Source organism: Novosphingobium sp. RL4 (genome assembly GCF_035658495.1).
Taxonomy (GTDB): Bacteria; Pseudomonadota; Alphaproteobacteria; order Sphingomonadales; family Sphingomonadaceae; genus Novosphingobium.
Map to the genome: position 1 here is coordinate 2,669,073 of NZ_CP141944.1, position 18,455 is coordinate 2,687,527.

The 18,455-nt window shown below is 64.3% G+C and carries 16 protein-coding genes; 3 read left to right on the top strand and 13 right to left on the bottom strand.

All coding sequences use genetic code 11. The features are described from left to right. Window positions 1-138: 138 nt before the first annotated feature. Both U9J33_RS13040 and moaB read left to right on the top strand, forming a co-directional pair. On the top strand, window positions 139-1,872 hold the full coding sequence (locus tag U9J33_RS13040; protein ID WP_132468965.1) for a lytic transglycosylase domain-containing protein: 1,734 nt from the start codon (window positions 139-141) through the stop codon (window positions 1,870-1,872). Further along, window positions 1,862-2,389, top strand: a complete 528-nt coding sequence (moaB, locus tag U9J33_RS13045) for a molybdenum cofactor biosynthesis protein B (protein ID WP_324695853.1) — start codon at window positions 1,862-1,864, stop codon at window positions 2,387-2,389. The genes U9J33_RS13040 and moaB overlap by 11 nt, the downstream gene beginning before the upstream one ends. A gap of 72 nt (window positions 2,390-2,461) precedes the next feature. On the opposite strand, the gene U9J33_RS13050 is transcribed toward moaB, so the two are convergent. From U9J33_RS13050 to U9J33_RS13085, 8 genes are all read right to left on the bottom strand, one after another. Further along, window positions 2,462-3,304 (bottom strand): arylamine N-acetyltransferase family protein, encoded by an 843-nt coding sequence (locus U9J33_RS13050; RefSeq protein ID WP_324695855.1) that lies wholly within the window; start codon window positions 3,302-3,304, stop codon window positions 2,462-2,464. Window positions 3,305-3,474: 170 nt separating this feature from the next. Then, window positions 3,475-5,109, bottom strand: a complete 1,635-nt coding sequence (locus tag U9J33_RS13055) for an alpha-D-glucose phosphate-specific phosphoglucomutase (RefSeq protein ID WP_324695857.1) — start codon at window positions 5,107-5,109, stop codon at window positions 3,475-3,477. Between the two features lie 107 nt (window positions 5,110-5,216). Next, the gene (locus U9J33_RS13060; RefSeq protein ID WP_324699058.1) at window positions 5,217-5,516 is read right to left on the bottom strand and encodes a JAB domain-containing protein; all 300 of its coding nucleotides are present in this window, start codon (window positions 5,514-5,516) and stop codon (window positions 5,217-5,219) included. 236 nt (window positions 5,517-5,752) lie between these two features. Beyond that, window positions 5,753-6,262, bottom strand: a complete 510-nt coding sequence (locus U9J33_RS13065; protein WP_324695859.1) for a hypothetical protein — start codon at window positions 6,260-6,262, stop codon at window positions 5,753-5,755. A gap of 61 nt (window positions 6,263-6,323) precedes the next feature. Then, entirely contained in the window at window positions 6,324-6,662 is a 339-nt protein-coding gene (locus U9J33_RS13070) for a hypothetical protein (protein WP_054440813.1), read from the bottom strand. A 63-nt stretch (window positions 6,663-6,725) separates the two neighbouring features. Continuing rightward, a complete protein-coding gene (locus U9J33_RS13075) occupies window positions 6,726-7,247 on the bottom strand; it encodes a helix-turn-helix domain-containing protein (protein ID WP_231636147.1) in 522 nt (173 codons plus the stop codon). A gap of 522 nt (window positions 7,248-7,769) precedes the next feature. Next, the gene (gene lepA, locus U9J33_RS13080) at window positions 7,770-9,572 is read right to left on the bottom strand and encodes a translation elongation factor 4 (protein ID WP_185997095.1); all 1,803 of its coding nucleotides are present in this window, start codon (window positions 9,570-9,572) and stop codon (window positions 7,770-7,772) included. A 32-nt stretch (window positions 9,573-9,604) separates the two neighbouring features. Next, a complete protein-coding gene (locus U9J33_RS13085; RefSeq protein ID WP_324695864.1) occupies window positions 9,605-12,310 on the bottom strand; it encodes an EAL domain-containing protein in 2,706 nt (901 codons plus the stop codon). Window positions 12,311-12,511: 201 nt separating this feature from the next. Here U9J33_RS13085 and U9J33_RS13090 point away from each other — a divergent pair, with 201 nt between their 5' ends. Then, complete coding sequence (locus tag U9J33_RS13090; protein ID WP_324695866.1) at window positions 12,512-13,852, top strand: FAD-dependent oxidoreductase; 1,341 nt, start codon at window positions 12,512-12,514, stop codon at window positions 13,850-13,852. Between the two features lie 71 nt (window positions 13,853-13,923). On the opposite strand, the gene dnaN is transcribed toward U9J33_RS13090, so the two are convergent. From dnaN to U9J33_RS13115, 5 genes are all read right to left on the bottom strand, one after another. Further along, complete coding sequence (gene dnaN, locus U9J33_RS13095; protein WP_132468963.1) at window positions 13,924-15,042, bottom strand: DNA polymerase III subunit beta; 1,119 nt, start codon at window positions 15,040-15,042, stop codon at window positions 13,924-13,926. A 96-nt stretch (window positions 15,043-15,138) separates the two neighbouring features. After that, entirely contained in the window at window positions 15,139-15,702 is a 564-nt protein-coding gene (locus U9J33_RS13100; protein ID WP_324695869.1) for a GNAT family N-acetyltransferase, read from the bottom strand. Window position 15,703: 1 nt separating this feature from the next. After that, on the bottom strand, window positions 15,704-16,468 hold the full coding sequence (gene fabG, locus U9J33_RS13105; protein WP_185997091.1) for a 3-oxoacyl-[acyl-carrier-protein] reductase: 765 nt from the start codon (window positions 16,466-16,468) through the stop codon (window positions 15,704-15,706). A gap of 105 nt (window positions 16,469-16,573) precedes the next feature. Continuing rightward, window positions 16,574-17,509 (bottom strand): ACP S-malonyltransferase, encoded by a 936-nt coding sequence (gene fabD / locus U9J33_RS13110; RefSeq protein ID WP_324695871.1) that lies wholly within the window; start codon window positions 17,507-17,509, stop codon window positions 16,574-16,576. Between the two features lie 72 nt (window positions 17,510-17,581). After that, window positions 17,582-18,409, bottom strand: coding sequence for an LD-carboxypeptidase (locus tag U9J33_RS13115; RefSeq protein WP_324695874.1), 828 nt, complete (start codon window positions 18,407-18,409; stop codon window positions 17,582-17,584). Window positions 18,410-18,455 lie beyond the last annotated feature (46 nt).

Here is an 18,455-nt window from a genome sequence, read left to right on the forward strand (position 1 = left end):
CGGTTCCCTGCGGATGAACAGGCCAAAGAACGCCGGATGGGTCGCACGATGCGGGGAATTGATTTGAAACGATTTGGCGCTGGAGGTTTGGGCAGCGGGGCTTGGCGCGCAGGCGCGGCCCTGATTGCCGTGGCCGGGATGACCGCAGCCGCGGCGCCAGCCTTCGCCAATAGCGCCGCTGTCGAGTATTTCCGCACGCGGGCGGACAATACCGCCGTTCCCTCGCTGCTCAGCCAGGACGATCGGACCTATTACAAGCAGGTCTTCGACGCGATCGACGCGAAGGACTGGACCACCGTGCAGCGAATGCTGACGGACCGTCCCGACGGCCCGCTGCACCAGCAGGCCCGCGCCGAATACTACCTCGCCTCCGGCTCCCCGAAGATCGAGCTTCCGGCACTGCAATCCTGGCTGGCGCAGGGCACCGAGCTTCCCGGCGCCGACCAGATCAGCCGCCTTGCGCTGAAGCGCGGCGCCCTCAGCGTTCCCTCGCTTCCTGCAGAGCAGCAGTTCGCCCGCCTGCCCACCATGGCCAAGCGCGTGCGCCCCGCCTCCATAGACGACGGCACGATGCCGGCGATGATCGCCTCGGGCATTAACGACCGTATCAAGGCCGACGATCCCACCGGCGCGCGCGTCCTGCTTGACGGCATCGACGCCGGCCTCAGCCCCTCGGCTCAGGCCGAATGGCGCGAAAAGGTGGCCTGGAGCTTCTATATCGAAAACCAGGATGCGCAGGCCTACCAGCTTGCCCAGCTTGCCGCGATGGGCACTGGCCCCTGGGTGGGCGAGGCATGGTGGACGGCCGGGCTCGCGGCCTGGCGCCTGGGTGATTGCGACGGCGCTGCCGACGCCTTCTCCCGCGCGGCCCGCTCATCCGAGAACGCGGAACTGACCAGCGCCGCACATTACTGGAACAGCCGATCGCTCGTGCGGTGCCGCAAGCCGGAGCAGGCCGCCGCGTCGCTGCGCCTTGCCGCCGCGCGCGACGAAACGCTTTATGGCATGCTCGCCGCCGAACAGCTCGGCCTGAAGATGCCGGAACAGCATGCCGCCGCCGATTTCACGCCGACCGACTGGCAGGCGCTGCGCACCAATTCCAACATCCGCACCGCGGTGGAGCTGGCGGAAATCGGCAAGGACAGCCTGGCCGACGAAGTGCTGCGCCATCAGGCCCGCATCGGCTCGGCAGACCAGTACGCCTCGATCAGCCGCCTCGCCCGCGATCTCGGCCTGCCCTCCACCCAGCTCTGGATGGCCTACAATGCGCCTTACGGCGGCAAACCGGAACCGGCCAGCCGCTTCCCCACGCCCAAGTGGACCCCGGTGGGCGGCTGGAAGGTCGACCCGGCGCTGGTCTACGCCCATGCGCTTCAGGAATCGATCTTCCAGGCCAGCGTCGTCAGCCCGGCCGGTGCGCGCGGCCTCATGCAGATCATGCCCGCCGCCGCCCGCGACCATGCGGCCTCACTCGGCGTAACCGGCAATGCCAGCGACCTCAACAAGCCCGAAGTGAACCTCGCTTTCGGCCAGCGCCACCTCCAGATGCTGCGCGACGCACCCGGAACCCAGGGCCTGCTGCCCAAGGTCATGGCCGCCTATAACGCCGGCATTCTCCCGATCAGCCGCTGGAACACCGAAGTGAAGGACCAGGGCGACCCGCTGCTGTGGATTGAATCGCTGCCCTACTGGGAAACGCGCGGCTATGTGAACATAGTGCTGCGCAACTACTGGATGTACGAGCGGCAGGCCGGCGGCCAGTCCGAAAGCCGCATGGCGCTCGCACAGGACATGTGGCCGACCTTCCCGGGGCTTTCCGGCTCGCAGGCCGTCCGCATGGCACCGAATGGAGCTATCCTGCGTGGCAATTGATCCTGAGCGTACCTTCAAGCCGATCAACATCGCCCTTCTGACAGTCTCCGATACGCGTGTCCCCGAGAACGACACCTCGGGCGACATTCTCGCCCAGCGCATCCGTGATGCGGGCCACACCCTGGCAGCGCGCGCCATCGAGAAGGACGACGCGGACCTGATCGCCGCACGGTTCAATGCCTGGATCGACGATCCGAACGTTGACGCCATCGTTTCCACCGGCGGCACCGGCCTCACCGGCCGCGACGTTACCCCGGAGGCCATCGACCGCGTGAAGGAACGCGACATTCCCGGCTTCGGCGAACTCTTCCGCTGGCTCTCCTACCAGACGATCGGCACCTCCACCGTCCAGTCCCGCGCCGCCGCCGCCGTTTCGCGAGGGACTTACATCTTCGCCCTGCCCGGCTCCAACGGCGCGGTGAAAGACGGCTGGGACGGCATCCTCGCCGAACAGCTGGACAGCCGGAACCGCCCCTGCAACTTCGTGGAACTGATGCCAAGGCTCAGGGAAGTCTGAGAAGTCAGGCGGTGCGGACGAATTCGGCGTAGCCACGGATTTTGGCTACGGCCCCGAGGGAGCTGGGCTCCCTTAGGAAAACGGCGGCAGTCTCTCCGCATCCTCATCGGACAGCGCAATACGAAACAGGTCACGCAGGTTCTGCGCATAATCGCGCGCGTCCTCGATGGCGCGGGTTTCGCTCACCCCCTGGGAATGGATCGTGAGTTGCCGGTCGCTGAGAGCCGCGAAACCGCCATCCAGCACCACGCTTGCGACGCAAAGCGTGGTGAACCGCGTGCCGGGCCGCGTCGAAGTCCAGTGATTGGCCATTTCGAGATCGTCTCCGGCCACTTGCGCAAGATCGAAGACATATTGCGGCTGCCAATCGCCGTGCGGTGCGCTGCGCCCATCGGTCGCACCGGCCGGACCGGCTCTTTCGAGCCGCCACTCACCGCCGAGTGATCCGCGCTCCCCGCTGCGCAGCAGGCGGTGCCAGGCCCCGTCCGGGGTCTGGACCTGCGCCCCGTCTTCCAGCGGAAGGGGCGGAACATAGCTGCCGCCGAACCCGGCATCGGCAATCCACGCATCGCCGCCGAGGTTGACCAGCAAAAGCGTATGGGTTCGCGGCGGAACGACGCCTTCCGGCAGCCCCAGCAGCACCCGCGCCAGAAGCGGCCGGTTCGCCAGCCCCAGTGCGGAAAGAACGTCCGAAAACAGCCTGTTCTGCTCGAAGCAATATCCCCCGCGCCCCTGCACCACAAGCTTCTCGAACACGCTGGCGCTGTCGATCCGAACACCCTCGCCGAGCGGGATCGCGAGATTCTCGAAACCGATTGCACGCCGATGCGCCAGCTGAAGCTGCGCGAGCCCGTCCGGATCGAGCGTTGGGGCAGCCGGAAGGCCGATGCGGGCGAAGTAGTTTTCGAGGTCCATATCGCCTGCTCTGCCTTGCCTTCCCGCAGTGGGCAAGGCTGTGGATAAACATGCTGACAAGCCGGGCAGAAACAAGGGAACGATCGGGATAAGTCGGCGCCCTCCGCAAAAACGCAAAAGCCCTGGGAGACGGCGCTCGCAAGGCCTTGCAACCGCGGCGGCGCGGCGTTTTAGGTTATGACGTCGGGCGCGATCCGTCCCGTGTGCCGCGTGATCCCGGCGATCTCCTGCGCGGCAGCAATCTGGTGTTCCAGCATAGCACCGGTTTCCTGATCGATATGACCGGTCGCCGGTTCATAGCGTTCGAGATAGACCCGCAAGGTGGCGCCCTGCGTGCCGGTGCCGGAAAGACGGAACACCACGCGGCTGCCATCCTCGAACAGGACGCGGATGCCCTGGTTTTCGCTCACCGATTGATCGACCGGATCGGAGTAGGAAAAATTGTCGGCCCCGGCGACGATGAGCGGCCCGAACTGCTGGCCTGCCAGGCTGGTCAGTCGCTGCTTCAGCTCCGTCATCAATCCGGCTGCGCGGTCGCTTTCGATCGCCTCATAGTCATGACGTGCGTAGTAGTTACGGCCAAAGCGCGCCCAATGCGTGCGCGCAAGCTGATCCACGCCGATATCACGCACGGCAAGGATGTTGAGCCAGAGCAGCACCGCCCACAGGCCGTCCTTCTCGCGCACATGATCGGACCCCGTACCGGCGCTTTCCTCGCCGCAGATCGTCGCCATTCCCGCATCGAGGAGGTTGCCGAAGAACTTCCACCCGGTCGGCGTTTCGAAACAGGGGACCCCCAGCGCTTCCGCCACCCGGTCGGCCGCGGCGCTGGTCGGCATGGAACGGGCAATTCCGGTCAACCGCCCGCGATAGGCCGGAGAGATCTCGATATTGGCCGCCAGCATCGCCAGCGAATCCGACGGCGTGATGAACCGCCCCCTGCCGATGATGAGATTGCGGTCGCCATCACCGTCCGACGCGGCTCCGAGATCCGGCGCGTCCGGCCCCATCATCACATCGTAGAGGTCCTTGGCATGGATCAGGTTCGGATCGGGGTGGTGCCCGCCGAAATCCTCCAGCGGCGTGCCGTTGATCACGGTGCCGGGCGCGAAGCCCAGGCGATTTTCCAGTATCTCCATCGCATAGGGCCCGGTCACGGCGCTCATCGCGTCGAAGCGCATGGTAAAGCCGCTGCCGACCGCCTTGCGGATCGCATCGAAGTCGAACAGCTCCTCCATGAGATCGGCATAGTCGGAAACCGGATCGATGACCTCGACCGTCATGCCGCCGATCGTGGTTTCGCCGAGCGTGTCGAGATCGACATCGGCAGCCTCCACCGTGAGCCAGAGCGCGATTTCACGCGTGCGCGCCAGGATCGCGTTTGTGACGCCCTCAGGCGCCGGGCCGCCGTTGGCAATGTTGTACTTGATGCCGAGGTCTTCCTCAGGGCCGCCGGGATTGTGGCTGGCGGAAAGGATCAGGCCTCCACTCGCACCGTATTTGCGGATGACGTGACTTGCCGCAGGCGTCGAGAGTATGCCCCCCTGGCCCACCAGGACCCGGCCATAGCCGTTTGCCGCGGCCATCCGGATCGCCTGCTGGATCACCGTGCGGTTATGAAAACGCCCGTCACCGCCGATCACCAGCGCGGCGCCGGGCTGCGGCTTCACCACATCGAACACGGACTGGATGAAGTTCTCGGCATAGTTCGGCTGCTGGAACACGCGAACCTTCTTGCGCAGGCCGGACGTTCCCGGCGCCTGTCCTTCGAAAGGCGTGGTCGGTACGGTGACGATATCGGTCAAAACCCCAATCTCCATGCAGGACCTGCAGGCGCAGGCGCGGTCGTCGGTATAGATAGCTTGGACGACACTCTGGTTGCATGGCCGGCAAAGTCAAATGCCGATCGTATCTAGATCAAACCATTGTCGCTCATGCTGAAAATACCGCCCCGCGCGACGACGAAATGGTCATCGAGACTGAACTCCAGCGCGGCCATGACCTGCCGGAACGTTCGGGTGGACTGGATATCATCGACACTGGGCGTCGGATCGCCGGAGGGGTGGTTATGCGCCAGCACCAGCCGCCGTGCATCAAGGTCGAAGGCGCGACGCACCGTGCGCCGCAGCGGCAGTTCGCAGCTCGACTGACGGGTGCCGATCTGGAACTCCTCGGCGATGAACAGGCCCTGCGCGGTGAAAAACAGCATCATCACGCATTCCTCCCGGCGGCCGAGCAGCCGCCGCGCAAGGTACTGCCTGAAAGGGCTGCTGCCGATATCGGTTACCTCGCCCAGCAAGGTTTCGCGTGCGGCGACGTCCGCCAGGTTGCGGGCGGCGACAATGGCGGCAGCGATCGCCTCCCGGGCGATCTCACCCGCATCGAGTTCCTCGGCGAGCGCCTGTGCCGACGCGGTATAGACCGTGTAAAGCGAGCCGAAGCGCTGGATCAGGCGGCGCGCAACTTCTTCGCTCCGCTGGCCGATGAAGGGACGTAGGATTTGCGCCAGGACGGATAGTTGCCCAGTTTCTTCTGCCGCCGCATATGAAAACCCAGCCCCAGCGCCATCGCCAGAAGCTGGACGTAGGACGGCATGATCGCCATGACCTGATAGGCCGTCGTGTGGATTTCGACGATCCCCAGCCGATAGAAATGGCTCGAAAAAGCGATAATCTGTGCCCCACCTATCCATAACGGGTAGAACCTGTTTGCCTTGAGCGCGACAGCGCCGATAGCCAGAAGGCTGAACGTGTCGATCGCCAGATGGACGAGATCGACCCCCTGATAGAGCAGGAGGTCAGGCCCCCGCACAAGATGATAGATCCGGTCTACCACGATCATGCCAAGGATGATGCTGGCCAGGATACGTTCGGGCGCCGCACCGCGGCGCATGGCCACGAGGAAAAGGGCGAGATACGCGCCGTACTGCACGTAGGCCCGCGCGCTCCAGATCAGCATGCAAGCCCCCCATGGCCATGCCGCCTGAAACGCGCGGAGCCCGCGATCGGGCCTGGGTCGCTTAAGCCGATCGCAACATCGGCGCTTCTTCCACCAGTTCTGCGGTCTTGGGGCAGGCTTCCGGCTCGTCGGCAATGGCCTTGATATCGCGGCCGATGCCGAGAAGCTCGTGGTGAACACGGATCATGTCGTTCTGGGTTTCCAGCAGGGAGCGCTGGGTCTTGGCAAGGCGCATAAGTGCCGTCTGCCCCGTGAACGTGGCGATGCCATCCGCCTGACGCGCAAGCAGCATGGATTCCATAAGCCGCGCCGAGGCGAGCAGCGCAGAGTCGAGAGAAACTTCGGCCTCGGGAAGCTGACGGGCGATCCGGGCAGTGGCAGAGGAAATGGTGATGGACATGGAGACCCTCATCCAGCGTCATCGGCCCGTTCGATGCGCCTGTTCTTGTGCCGGGAGGCTGGATCAAAGCAGACTGCTCAACCGAGTGGCGAAATCCAGACCGAACACCGCGACGAGGAGAAGTCCCCCGGCGATGGCAATCATGGCTGCCGTGCGGCTGAGGCCCGCGTTGGAACCATCGAGCACCTCCGGAACGATCCTGGCGTAAGGTTCTTCCTGCCAGGGCGCCGTAACCTTGAAGGTGGCACCATCGGCAAGCGTCAGCCTGTCGGTCAGTTCGTCCTGAGCCCGATCCTTGTCGAACATCGCAACAGCCGGAACCTGAGGATTCTTGGCTGGTATCGGATTACAGGCCGCTGCCAGGTCCAACTGATACTGCCTGTAGGCACGCGCCAGTTCCGCGCGCGGCGGCGCCCCCGTTCGGTTACGCACACCCTCGATACGCTGGTTTACGGCGCTTTCGGAAATGCCGAGTTCCCAGGCAATCTCCTTGCTGGTGCGGTTTTCCGCGACGAACGCCAGCACCTCGTGCTGCTTCGAAGTCAGCACGGGAAAGATCGCCATGATCTTCTGGACGTGCGTCAAGTCGCCGCTCCGCTCCATCTGCCCAACTTCCATAACACTATCGAACCACCCTCGTTCCGCCGAGCCCCCGCCCACGCAGTTCGTACAAAGCAATTATAGGTCGTCTGCAAACGCACTATCAACCCGTTACAGGCTACGACTTAACCAAATCCGACTTATCGCTCATCCACGACGCCATGCCGGCGGCCCGCCAAACATCCAGCTTCCAGCATCCGAATGAATTCAAAGCCGAATCGCCGTGTTCGCGCCCGGACAATACCGGCCACCCCTTAACCAGTTCTGCTCACTATCCGCGAGATTCGCGTCACTTGCGTCACGCCGGTTCGGCCAGCTCTATGTTCGAACAGAATTCAACCAACGAATGACCCAAAATGGATTAATTGGTCACTGCGACCGGCATTTCCCGCCCCGCCCAAAGCAAGCGAGGTAAAGCGGGAACTGATACTCACATACGACAACGCCCTCGCGCGGACGGGTCGCGTCCGCACGAGGGCGTCAATGTGACGGTTCGTGGAAGGGGCTTTATTCCTCGCCCATGCGCAGCGCGGCGATGAAGGCTTCCTGCGGAATCTGCACGTTGCCGTATTCGCGCATGCGCTTCTTGCCTTCCTTCTGCTTTTCCAGAAGCTTCTTCTTGCGGGTGATGTCGCCGCCGTAGCACTTGGCGGTAACGTCCTTGCGCATGGCGCTGATCGTTTCGCGTGCGATGACCTTGGCACCGATCGCCGCCTGGATCGGAATCTTGAACATGTGCCGGGGGATCAGTTCCTTCAGGCGTTCCACCAGCGCGCGGCCGCGCGGTTCGGCCTGGCTGCGGTGAACCACCATCGACAGAGCATCGACCGGCTCGTTGTTCACGAGGATGTTCATCATCACGAGATCACCCTCCTGAAGGCCGATCTGCTCATAGTCGAAGCTGGCGTAGCCTCGGCTGATCGACTTCAGGCGGTCGTAGAAGTCGAACACCACTTCGTTGAGCGGCAGTTCGTAAGTCACCTGCGCACGGCCGCCGACGTAAGTGAGGTCCTTCTGGATACCGCGACGGTCCTGACAGAGCTTCAGGATCGAGCCGAGATATTCATCCGGCGTATAGATCACGGCCTTGATCCACGGTTCTTCCATGAAGTCGATCTTGACGGGATCGGGCATGTCGGACGGGTTGTGCAGTTCCTTCACGGTGCCGTCCGTCATCGTCAGACGGTAGACCACGGAAGGCGCGGTGGTGATCAGGTCGAGGTCGTATTCGCGGCTAAGCCGCTCCTGAATGATCTCCAGGTGCAGCAGGCCAAGGAAGCCGCAGCGGAAGCCGAAGCCCAGTGCCGCGCTCGATTCCATCTCGAAACTGAAGCTCGCGTCGTTGAGACGAAGCTTGCCGATCGATTCGCGCAGTTTCTCGAAGTCGTTGGCGTCGACCGGGAAGAGCCCGCAGAACACCACCGGCTGCACTTCCTTGTAGCCCGGCAGCGCCTGCGTTGCGCCAGCCTTGACGGTGGTGATGGTGTCACCGACCTTGGCCTGCTCGACTTCCTTGATCTGCGCCGTGATGAAGCCGATCTCGCCGGGGCCCAATTCGGGCAGATCGATACGCTTGGGCGTGAAGCAGCCTACGCGGTCCACCAGGTGATCGGTGCCGCCCTGCATGAACTTGACGTTGAGGCCCTTCTTGATGACACCGTCGATGACGCGCACCAGAATGACGACGCCGAGATACGGATCGTACCACGAATCGACCAGCATCGCCTTCAGCGGCTTGTCGCGCTCGCCCTTCGGCGGCGGAATCTTGGCAACCACGGCTTCGAGGATCTCGGCAATGCCGATACCCGATTTGGCGGAAGCGAGCACCGCTTCCGACGCATCGATGCCGATGATGTCTTCGATCTCGGTGCGGACCTTTTCGGGTTCGGCGGCCGGCAGGTCGATCTTGTTGATGACGGGCACGATCTCGTGGTCGTGCTCGATCGACTGATAGACGTTGGCCAGCGTCTGCGCTTCCACGCCCTGCGCTGCGTCCACGACCAGCAGCGCGCCCTCGCACGCCGCCAGACTGCGCGATACTTCGTAGGCGAAGTCGACGTGGCCCGGCGTGTCCATCAGGTTCAGCTCGTAAGTGAGCCCGTCCTTGGCGGTGTAGCTCAGGCGCACGGTCTGCGCCTTGATGGTGATGCCCCGCTCCTTCTCGATATCCATGTTATCGAGCACCTGGGCGCTCATCTCACGCTCGGAGAGGCCGCCGGTCGACTGGATCAGGCGGTCGGCAAGCGTCGACTTGCCATGGTCGATATGGGCAATGATCGAGAAATTTCGGATCTGGGCGAGGTCTGTCATGAATGCGCCGTTAGCAGCGGTTTTCGCACCTGTCAGCCTGCCTTGCGCATCAATCCTGAATCACTTGCCTTCGGACCGGCTTCCGGATCGACCCGCGAGGGGCTGAACAGCACCGTTCCCGAGCCGTCGAGCTGCAGCGGACGGACGAATTCCACGCCCATGCGATCCTCCCGGCACCAGCGCGCGGTGGCGAGAACAACGTTGTCGTCCGCAAGCTGAATCCCGAATTGCGTATCGGCCGGCACGTTCCACAGGCCCTCTACCATAGCACCGGTGCTGGAGATGTTGCGGATCGTGGCATGATAGATATGTCCGCCGTGCTCCAGCACGACCTTGCGCAGCATGGTCTGGCGCGGCGCGCGAGCCGAACGCGGCCCCGTAGCCACTGCCGAAAGCCCCTGTTCGAGCCGGGCTGCCGCTTCGGCGGAGGTCAGTGACTTCTCGTAGATATAGCCCTGCACATGACTGCAGCCCAGCAGCCGCACGAGATCGAGCTCGTCGAACGTCTCGACCCCTTCGGCCGTCGTCTCCATGCCCAGCGCTTCGGCGAGGCTGACGATCGAGGAGATGATCGCGCCGTTACGGCTGCCGTCGATGGTGGCGCCGCGCACGAAGCTCTGGTCGATCTTGATCTTGTCGAACGGCGCCTTCTTCAGGTAGCCGAGCGAGGAATAGCCGGTGCCGAAATCGTCGAGCGCCAGCCGCACGCCGATCCCCTTGAGCGCGCCGAACATATCCTCCGTTGCCTTGCCCTCCCCAAGGAAAACGCTCTCGGTGATTTCGAGTTCGAGCCGGGCGGGATTGATTCCGGCTTCCGCCACGGCACCGGCAACGATCCCGGGAAGGTCGGGATTGGCGAATTGCAGTGGCGAGACGTTCACCGCAACGCGCACGTCATGCGGCCAAGCTGCCAGGTCGCGGCAGGCGGTGCGCAGTGCCCATTCGCCGATCTGGGAGACAAGACCGGTCTCTTCCGCCACCGGCACGAACTTCGCGGGCGAAAGATAGCCATGCCGGGGGTGCTTCCAGCGAAGAAGCGCCTCGAAACCGGTGATTTTCTCGGTCGTGGTATGAATTTGCGGCTGATAGTGCAGTTCAAGCGCGTCTCCGGCGATGGCATCGCGCAGGTCCTGCTCCAACTGCTGCCGCTCGCGTGCATCGGAATGGAGATCGTCGTCGTAAAAATGATGACGGCCACGTCCGCCGCCTTTCGCCGCATAGAGAGCAAGGTCGGCATTGCGGATCAGTGCTTCCGTCGTCGTGCCGTCGTCAGGACACATCGCGATGCCCAGCGATGCGCCGATCACCACGCGCGCGCCGTCGATCGAGTAAGGCTGCGACAGGTTCTCGATGATCCGGCGGGCGAGATGGCCGAGACCTTCGTGCTGGTGATAGCCCGGCAGGATCACCTGGAACTCGTCGCCGCCAAGGCGGCCGACCCGCCCCATGTTCGCGACAGTTGCGCGCAGGCGTTCGGCCACTTGCTTGAGCAGCGCATCGCCGGCCGGATGGCCCATGGTATCGTTGACCTGCTTGAAGCGATCGAGATCGAGCAGGAACACCGCGCAGGCACGATTTTCGATCCGCGGCGAATTGATGACCTTCTCCAGCCATTCCGACATCTGGAAGCGGTTGGCGAGCTTTGTCAGCGAATCGAAGCGCGCAAGCTGGGTGGCGTGCTGCTGCGACTTGCGGGTCTCGGTCAGATCGATCCCCGAGCCCCGGAATCCCAGGAAATTGTGAAACTGATCCAGCACCGGACGGCCGCTGATGGACCACCAGCGCTCATCCTTCTCATCGGTCGCGGCGCGCACGCCGATGTCCTGGAAGGAGGAGCGGGTCGAAAGGTGGAACGCCAGCGTGCGCTCGCTCTCGTGATCCTGCGCGCGCAGCCGGAACAGCCCGAGGAAGGGCCGTCCGTAAAGCTCCTCCTGCGGCACGCCGACCAATTCGGCGATGCGAGGCGAGACATAAGTGATGAAGGCTCGCCGGTCGGTCTCCCAGAACCAGCCCTGCCCGGTCTCCTCGTATTCGCGCAGAAGCTCCTCGGCGCGGTGCTGCTCGCGCTCCTGCTCCGCACGACGCGCCGATTCCCGCGCGGCGATGCGCGACTGGCGCATGGCCGCGCTCAGCCCGATGCCGATCCCCGCCGCCAGGAGGCCCATGGTCTGCGGCGATGCGGAATGAATCGACGCCCCTGCCCATACCCCCACCGTCGCCGCCACGATCGAGGTCAGGCGGCGGTCCAGCAGGACCGTCGCCAGCAACACCAGGATGCCGTAGCCCTTGATCGTGAGCCGCCAGTCGAGCGCCGGCGTCTCGTAAGTCCACTGCGCCGCAGCCACACCGAACAGGCACATCGGCAAGGCCACGGCCAGCAGCATGAGCGGATAACGCTTCCAGCTGCGGTGATGGAACTGGCCCTCAAGCGTGGCCAGTAGCGGCGCGGCGAGGCACAGCAGCATCGCGCCGAAGGACAGGCAAAGCGGAAACGAACCGGGCGCGCTGCGCGAGGCCACGCCCATCGCCACCAGCACGCAGACCATGGCCGGTGCCATGAGTTCCCAGCGCCGGGCGATGAAGAAGTGAAGCGGATCGCTGCTCGGGCCACGAGGGCGCAGAAACGCGAAGTTGGGTATGCCGGTGCGCGCGGCTTCCGACTGGGCGGAAAGCGCAGCCCTGTGCGCCGCGCCGCCACGCGATGCCTGCTGCTGCTCCTGAAGTCCCTTGCGCGCCATCAGATCGGCTATTGCCCCGAGCCCATTTCCAAAGTGTTAAGTCCCGGCAACCAAATCCGTTTGCGGTCGGGTATGGCACAAGTCGCCCGATCCACCGGATTTCACTTGCCGCCGCCGCCCAGTCATGTTTGCTTCCATGAATGGCGGGCGCTTAAGTGAGACACCGCCCGCCTGAGAGATAAGCCCTTGGGAGACAACACGATGCGGCACCTGGCAATCGTTGGTTCCGGACCGGCCGGCTACTACACGGCCGAAGCGGCGCTCAAGCAGTGGGGAGACGGTGTCAAAGTCGATATATTCGATTTGTTACCAGTGCCCTTCGGACTGATCCGCACCGGAGTCGCGCCCGATCACCAGTCGATCAAGAGCGTCTCGCACCGATACGAGACGACCGCGCTCAATCCGAACGTGCGCTTCGTCGGCAATGTGATGGTCGGCCGGGATATCACCATCGCGGAACTTCAGGATCTTTACGACGCCGTCGTTCTTGCCACCGGCGCGCCCAACGACCGAAAGCTGGGCCTTCCCGGCGAGAACCTGGCCAATGTCTTCGGCAGCGCCGCCTTTGTCGGCTGGTACAACGGCCATCCCGATTTCGCCGGCATCGGCCCCGATTTCGCCCATGAAACCGCCGTGATCGTCGGAAACGGCAACGTCGCACTCGATGTCGCCCGCATTCTCGCCAAGTCCGGCGCCGAATTCGAAGGCAGCGACATCGTGAGCCATGCGCTAGAAGCGCTGGAGGCATCCCGCGTAAGGCGGATCGTCATTCTCGGGCGACGCGGGCCGCACCAGGTGACGATGACGCCGAAGGAGTTGGGGGAACTGGCCAAGCTCTCTCGCGCCTGCCCGAGCGTCGATCCTGCCGACCTTCCGCCTCTGACGGAGGATGCAGCACTCGATCCGGGCATGCGAAAGACCATGGGGCACTTGCGCGGCTTCGCGATCGGCGGCGGCACTGCCAACGACAACGAAGGCCCGGCATGTCCCGGCCGCGACGTGCGGATCGAGTTCGACTTTTTCGCTGCCCCGCGCGCCATCCTCGGCACCGACCAGGTCGAGGGCATCGAGGTGGAACGCACCCGGCTCGTCGATGGCAAGGCCGTCGGCACCGGGGAGACCTATCGCATTCCCGCTGGCATCGTGGTCGCCTGCATTGGCTACCAGACCTCCCGGATTCCGGATGTTCCCTATGACGAACAGGGGGGGCGCTTCGCCAATGCCGAGGGAAGAATCGCGCCCGGCCTCTATTGCGTGGGCTGGGCAAGGCGCGGACCGACCGGAACCATCGGCACCAACCGGCCGGACGGCTTTGCGATTGTCGAGAAGATCGACGCCGATATCGGCGAAGGCAGCGGAAAGGCTGGGAGGCCGGGGTTCGACGCCCTCGCCGCACAGCGCGGCATCGACTACGTCAAGTTCACCGAGTGGCAGAAGATCGAGGAAGCCGAAGCCGCCAACGCCCGGCAAGGCGCCCCGCGCGAGAAGTTCGTGGCCGTGGACCAGATGATCGCGGAAGCGCATCCCTCCGCCGGAACCTGATCGATCCAAGGTAACAAAAAGGCCGGGGAATGCCCCGGCCTTTTCATTTTTCTGGTCCCTGAACGCGCAGGTCAGACGCGCATCGGCATCAGCACGTATAGCGCCGGGCTTTTCTCATCCTGGCGGATCAGCGTCGGCGCACCAGCGTCTGCCAGATGCAGTTCCACCGTATCGCCGTCGATCTGGCCGAGGATGTCCTTGAGATAATTGGCATTGAAGCCGATCTCGAAGCCTTCGGCCGAATAGTCCGCCGGAACCTCTTCGGCAGCCGTGCCGTTATCGGGCGACGTGACCGAAAGCGTCACACGGTCCTGTTCCAGCGCCATCTTCACCGCGCGGGTCTTTTCCGTGGCGATCGTCGCAACGCGGTCCACGCCTTCGAAGAAGCTCTTGGGATCGATCTTCAGCAGCTTGTCGTTCCCGGTGGGGATGACGCGCGTGTAGTCCGGGAAGGTTCCGTCGATCAGCTTGCTGGTCAGCACCACGCCATGCTCACCGCCCAGCGTGAAGCGGATCTTGCTCGCCGAGAGATCGACCAGCACATTGGTGTCGAGCGCTTCTTCGAGCAGCTTGCGCAGCTCGCCGACGCATTTGCGGGGCACGATCACGTCGGGCATGCCCTCCGCGCCGTCGGGACGAGCAAGAGTGAAGCGTGCCAGTCGGTGGCCATCGGTGGCGGCTGCCTTCAGTTCCTCGTCGGAGACGTGGAGGAAGATGCCGTTGAGATAGTACCGGGTTTCCTCGGTCGAGATGGCGAAGCGCGTGCGGTCGATCAGCTGGCCCAGCGTTGCCGCCGGAATCTCGAAGCTGGTCGGCAGTTCGCCCTCGGCAATCATGGGGAAATCGTCACGCGGGAGCGTCGGCAGCTGGAAGCGGCTGCGTCCGGCCTTCACCACCATGCGGTTGTCCGCGGCATCGAGGCTCACCTGGCTGCCGTCAGGCAGCTTGCGGGCGATGTCGAACAGGAGGTGGGCGGAAACCGTGATTGCGCCAGCCTGCTCGACCGAGACGACGCCGAGCGTCTCGACGACCTGCAAGTCGAGGTCGGTCGCCATGATGCGCAAGGACCCGGTGCCCGAGGCCTCGATCAGCACGTTCGAGAGAATGGGAATGGTATTGCGCCGCTCGACGACGGACTGCACGTGCGAAAGACAGCGCAGGAGCGTGGAACGTTCGATGGTGGCCTTCATGACAGCCTTTAGTCCCCCTTGATCGGGCAAGGGATGCAAAACATCCCGAATTTCAGGACGAATATCTCTAGCGAACGGAAGGCTTGCGGCAAGCGACTATTGCCCGCTCTCCGGTGTTTCTGGGGATAAATTAGGGGATTTCAGGCGTTCGCGGATCGATTCGAACGCTTTCCCCGCATTGGGCGCTCGAATTGCTTCATCCAGCACCCTCCCCATGCAAACCGATTCTTCCCGGCCCACATAACGCCCATAAGCCGCAACCGGCGCGTAGCCATGCCGACGATAGAACGCTGTCGCGCGGGTATTGACCTTGCGTGTGGAGAGGCGAACCTCGCGGTAGCCGTCAGCCGATGCGCCCGCCTCCAGGGCGGCCAGAACCGCCGCACCGCAGCCTTGATCGGCATACATGCGCTTGATCTCCGCCACTTCCTCTTCAAGTGGCCGATAGGCGCCGCATCCGATCACGGCGCCCTCCCCGTTCCGCGCGACCACAAACAGCGCGCGGGAAACGAGGACGTCCGCCGGATCGAACGACGACGTGCCGCCGTCCCCCGTGATCGCTGCGAGCGCCTCCGAAAGGCGCTCCATCGCCGCGACGGCTTCGGGATTGCGCGGATCGCAGGGTTCCACCCGCACGGTCCGCGCAATCCCGGGGGTCATGTCAGACCATTACCATGCCGCCGTTGACGTGGATCGTCTGGCCGGTGACGTAGCCTGCTTCCTTCGAGGCCAGGAATACGGCGGCCGAGGCGATATCCTCGCCCTCGCCCATGCGGCCCATCGGGATCCGGCCGTTGAGCGCGTCCTTCTGGGCATCGGGCAGCACTTCGGTCATCGCGGTGCGGATGAAGCCCGGCGCGATGCAGTTCACGGTGACGTTACGGCTGGCGAGTTCCTGCGCGAGGCTCTTCGACATGGCGGTGATTCCGCCCTTGGCCGCGCAGTAGTTCATCTGGCCGGGATTGCCGGTGGTGCCGACGACCGAGGTAACGTTGATGATACGGCCGAAGCGCGCCTTCATCATCGGCTTGGTCACGGCGCGCATCAGGCGGAAGGTCGATTCGAGGTTGATGCGGATGACCTGATCCCACTCCTCGTCCTTCATGCGCATGGCGAGGTTGTCACGGGTGATGCCGGCGTTGTTGATCAGGATATCGATCTTGCCCAGCGATTCGAGCGCGGCGGGAACCAGCTTCTCGACCTGCTCGGCATCGCCGAGGTTGCAGGCGATGGCGACGTGATCGACATCCTGCAGGTGCTGCGGGGTGTGCTCGTCCAGCTCGTCGCGGAAGGCGCGCAGCTTGTCGGCGTTCGAGCCCGAGATGGCAAGGCGCGCACCCTGCGCGGCCAGCGCGCGGGCGACGGCGGAACCGATGCCGCCCGAGGCGCCGGTGACGAGGGCGGTCATTCCGTTGAGGTTGAACATCTTTCAAATCTCCGTGAATCGCCTGCCTGATCGGCAGGCGACGGCCCGCTGAACGGGGCCATTCTTCAAACCTTCAAGGCGCCGGGGTCAAGCCCGGCGCGCCAATCAGAGGCCTTTCGCCAGTTCCTCGATCTCGGCCATGGTCACGGCGGAGATCACCTCCACCTCGCCGGCCGAACGCTTGATCATCGGGCCGAGCACCTTGCCGCCGAGTTCGACGAACGTCTCGACGCCCGCCTCCCGCATGGCGATCGCGCTTTCGCGCCAGCGGACACGGCCGGTGACCTGCTCGACCAGCAGGCGCTGGATTTCTGCGGGATCGGTGACGACCGAGGCGGTGACATTGGCGAACAACGGCACGTGCAGGCTGACCGGAGGGGTCTTGGCCAGTGCCTCCGCCATGGCGTCGGCAGCGGGCTGCATCAGCGGGCAGTGGAACGGCGCCGAGACCGGCAGCAGCACGCCGCGCTTGATCCCGAAGTCCTTCACCAGCGCAACGGCGCGCTCGATGGCTTCGCGGTGCCCCGAAATCACGACTTGCGTGGGATCGTTGTCATTGGCCACCGTGCAGACCTGGCCCTCGGCAGCGGCAGCGGCGAGTTCCGTGGCCTTCTCGATATCGGCGCCGAGCAGCGCGGCCATGGCGCCAAGGCCCACCGGAACGGCAGCCTGCATCGACTGACCGCGCAGCTTCAGCAGACGCGCGGTGTCGGCAAGGCTGAAAGCACCGGCGGCGCAGAGCGCGGTATATTCGCCCAGCGAGTGCCCGGCGACGAAGTCCGCCTTGTCGGCGAGCGTGATGCCGCCCTCCTTTTCCAGCACGCGCAGGACGGCGATGGCATTGGCCATGATCGCCGGCTGGGCGTTCTCGGTAAGGGTCAGTTCCTCTTCGGGGCCCTGCGTCATCACGCGGAAGAGGTTCTGGCCGAGCGCCTCGTCCACTTCCTGGAAAACTTCGCGCGCGACGGCGCTGGCTTCGGCGAGTTCGGCGCCCATGCCGACCTTCTGGCTGCCCTGTCCGGGGAAAACGAATGCACGCATCTGGCGGCTTCCTTTGTCTGGCAGGCGCTGAGGCCGTGTGCCGTTTTTACGAATCGAATGTGGCGCGGCGGGTTATTGCCCTTCCGCGTTCCCCGCAAGTCCGAACGGCACGATCCTGTTGGCCGCGTCATGCCCGATGTCCGCGCTGCCGAGGAAGGGGATCGAATGATGCTCGCACCAATGGCGGGCGATTTCCTCAGCCTCGATGCCGAAAGGCCGATCATTTTCGGGCACGTCGCTGACCCGGCCGAGCCGCAGGCCGGCGATACCGCCGAGATGCGCGGTCAGGTGGAAGAACAGCCGGTCCACCGCATAGAGATACTCCGAGACCTCCTCCACCAGCACGACATGCTTGGCCAGCCCCGGCATCAGCCGCGTGCCGCACAGCATCGCGAGAGTCATGAGGTTGAAGGCGACTCGCGGGTGGCCATCCCCGCTCGGCTCCAAGCCCGAGGCATCGCCCGAAAGAAAGGCCAGCGCGCGCCGAACCGCATCCGCACCGCCCGCGCGCCGGATATCGGCCAGCATCGGCCCATGGACCGGCTTACCGATCCGCGCGCGATAGAGCCCGCCCAGCAGATAGCCTGCATCGGAATAACCGAGGAACGTCTTGTCCTGCGCCTCGTGCGAGAACCGGGCGAGAGCGGCTTCGGCCACGCGGCAGGCGCCATAGCCGCCGCGCGCGAACCACACCGCGTCCACCGAGGGATCGTTGGCGCATTCCACCAGAGCCTCGATCCGCCGCGCGTCGCTGCCGGCGAAATGGCCATCCACTTCGAAGCACTGATCGTGGATCACAAGCTCCGCATCGGGGAACTCCTCAGCCGCGAGAGCGACGACGGCTTCCGCATCCTCGCGGGTGATCGGGGTGGACGGTGCACAAACTGCGATACGGGTCATGGCTCCTTCCTATCGAGGTTGTCAGGACGAACAAGGCCGCATACCG

Coding starts and splice junctions, on each gene's coding strand:
- U9J33_RS13040 (WP_132468965.1), top strand. CDS start 139: ATGACCGCAGCCGCGGCGCCAGCCTTCGCCAATAGCGCCGCTGTCGAG.
- U9J33_RS13050 (WP_324695855.1), bottom strand. CDS start 3,304: ATGGACCTCGAAAACTACTTCGCCCGCATCGGCCTTCCGGCTGCCCCA.
- U9J33_RS13060 (WP_324699058.1), bottom strand. CDS start 5,516: ATGATGCTGTTTTTCACCGCGCAGGGCCTGTTCATCGCCGAGGAGTTC.
- U9J33_RS13065 (WP_324695859.1), bottom strand. CDS start 6,262: ATGCTGATCTGGAGCGCGCGGGCCTACGTGCAGTACGGCGCGTATCTC.
- U9J33_RS13070 (WP_054440813.1), bottom strand. CDS start 6,662: ATGTCCATCACCATTTCCTCTGCCACTGCCCGGATCGCCCGTCAGCTT.
- lepA (WP_185997095.1), bottom strand. CDS start 9,572: ATGACAGACCTCGCCCAGATCCGAAATTTCTCGATCATTGCCCATATC.
- U9J33_RS13085 (WP_324695864.1), bottom strand. CDS start 12,310: ATGGCGCGCAAGGGACTTCAGGAGCAGCAGCAGGCATCGCGTGGCGGC.
- U9J33_RS13090 (WP_324695866.1), top strand. CDS start 12,512: ATGCGGCACCTGGCAATCGTTGGTTCCGGACCGGCCGGCTACTACACG.
- dnaN (WP_132468963.1), bottom strand. CDS start 15,042: ATGAAGGCCACCATCGAACGTTCCACGCTCCTGCGCTGTCTTTCGCAC.
- U9J33_RS13100 (WP_324695869.1), bottom strand. CDS start 15,702: ATGACCCCCGGGATTGCGCGGACCGTGCGGGTGGAACCCTGCGATCCG.
- fabG (WP_185997091.1), bottom strand. CDS start 16,468: ATGTTCAACCTCAACGGAATGACCGCCCTCGTCACCGGCGCCTCGGGC.
- fabD (WP_324695871.1), bottom strand. CDS start 17,509: ATGCGTGCATTCGTTTTCCCCGGACAGGGCAGCCAGAAGGTCGGCATG.
- U9J33_RS13115 (WP_324695874.1), bottom strand. CDS start 18,409: ATGACCCGTATCGCAGTTTGTGCACCGTCCACCCCGATCACCCGCGAG.